Annotated in this window: 2 protein-coding genes; one reads left to right on the forward strand and one right to left on the reverse strand. The window is 74.4% G+C overall.

Annotated elements, in window-relative coordinates:
- Positions 1–608: shikimate dehydrogenase (locus tag E1283_RS35930; protein ID WP_132822353.1), on the reverse strand; the 608-nt coding region annotated here is incomplete at its 3' end.
- A gap of 173 nt (positions 609–781) precedes the next feature.
- On the opposite strand from E1283_RS35930, the gene E1283_RS35935 reads away from it, so the two are divergent.
- Entirely contained in the window at positions 782–1,459 is a 678-nt protein-coding gene (locus E1283_RS35935; protein WP_132822354.1) for a TetR/AcrR family transcriptional regulator, read from the forward strand.
- Positions 1,460–1,713: the final 254 nt, after the last annotated feature.

A 1,713-nucleotide genomic window follows, 5' to 3' on the forward strand; every position in this document is an offset into this window, starting at 1 on the left:
GGGGTGGCGTGCACCAGCCCGTCGGCCGTGGGGAGCAGCGCGGCGAGGTCGGCCGGGTCGGCCGCGTCCGCGCGGCCCGTGCCGAACCGGCGGCCCAGCGCGGCGGCCAGCCCGGCGGCCCGGTCCGGCAGGGCGTCGACCACGGTCAGCCGCCCGGCGCCCAGGCCGAGCAGCGCGTGCGCCACGGCGGCGCCCGCGCCGCCCGCGCCGAGCTGGACGACCCGGCCGAGGCGGGCGTCGGGCAGCCCGCGGGCGAAGGCGGCCCCGAACCCGGTGACGTCGGTGTTGTGGCCGACCGCGCGGCCGTCGGCCAGGACCACGGTGTTGACCGCGCCCAACCGCTCCGCGCTCGGCGCGAGTTCGTCCAGGTGGGGGACGACGAGGCGCTTGCAGGGGTGGGTGACGTTCAGCCCGTCGTAGCCCAGGTCCCGGGCGGCGCGCAGCAGTTCGCCGACGGCCTCGGGAGCGACGCCGAGCCGGTCGATGTCGATCAGCCGGTAGAGGTAGCGCAACCCCTGCCGGTCCGCCTCGCGTTCGTGGACGGCCGGGCTCAACGAGGGACCGATGCCGGAACCGATGAGCCCGACGAGGTAGGAGCCCGCGGCCATCGTGCCTCCAATTCACTAACCGGTTCGTTAGTTGTAGCCCGAGACGGCCTCGGAGGGAAGACCCCGCCCGGGGCGGACCGCCGGATGATCACCGGCCCGGCCTAGACTGACCCCCGAACCGCACCCCGAGCCGCATCCGAGCCGCACCCCGAGTCGACCGTCCGAGGAGCCGCATGGCCGCCGCAGTTCCGCCGCAGAGCCCGGCCGCCGACCCGCGGGTCCGCACCCGGGACGCGGCGCGGACCCGGGCGGAGATCCTCGACGTGGCGACCCAGGAGTTCGCCCGCGCCGGATACGCCGGTGCCCGGGTGGACGAGATCGCCGCCCGTACCCGCACCACCAAGCGGATGATCTACTACTACTTCGGCGGCAAGGAGAAGCTCTTCACCGCCGTGCTGGAGCGGGCCTACTCGGTGATCCGGCAGGCCGAGCAGGAGCTCGACGTCGCGCACCTCGACCCGGTGGCAGCCATCCGGCGGCTGGTCGAGCTCACCTTCGACCACCACGAGGCCCACCCGGACTTCATCCGGCTCGTCAGCATCGAGAACATCCACGAGGCCGAGCACATCGCGGCCTCCGAGGAGCTCAGGAAGCTCGGTTCGCCGGCGATCGACGTGCTCCGCCGGATCCTGGACGCGGGGCGCGGCTCCGGGGTGTTCACGGTCGACGTCGACGTGGTGGACCTGCACGCCATGATCAGCTCGTTCTGCTTCTTCCGGGTCGCCAACCGGCACACCTTCCAGGCGCTGTTCGGGCGCGACCTGGTGGCGCCCGGACAGCGGGAGCGGCACCGCGCCATGCTCGGCGACATGGTCGTCGCCTACCTCACCGCCGAGCGCGCGGCGGACTGACCGGGACGCCCCCCGGGGCCTGTGGTCCGGGGCGTCGGGCGTCAGCGGGCGCCCCCACACGGCTGGCGAGGCGCGCCACACGGCGGAGCCGCGTCGCGAGCCGGCGAAGCCCCGGAGGGCCCCCGCGGCAAGTCGGACCCGCGCGCGACCCCTTGACAGACCGTTCGCGCCTCCCCACCATCCCGTAGCAACTCGCTACTAACTATCCAGTGGGTTAATTGCGCGCCGCCTCTCCCCACCGCGCCGTCCTCCCC

Source organism: Streptomyces hainanensis (assembly GCF_004348415.1).
Lineage (GTDB): Bacteria > Actinomycetota > Actinomycetes > Streptomycetales > Streptomycetaceae > Streptomyces > Streptomyces hainanensis.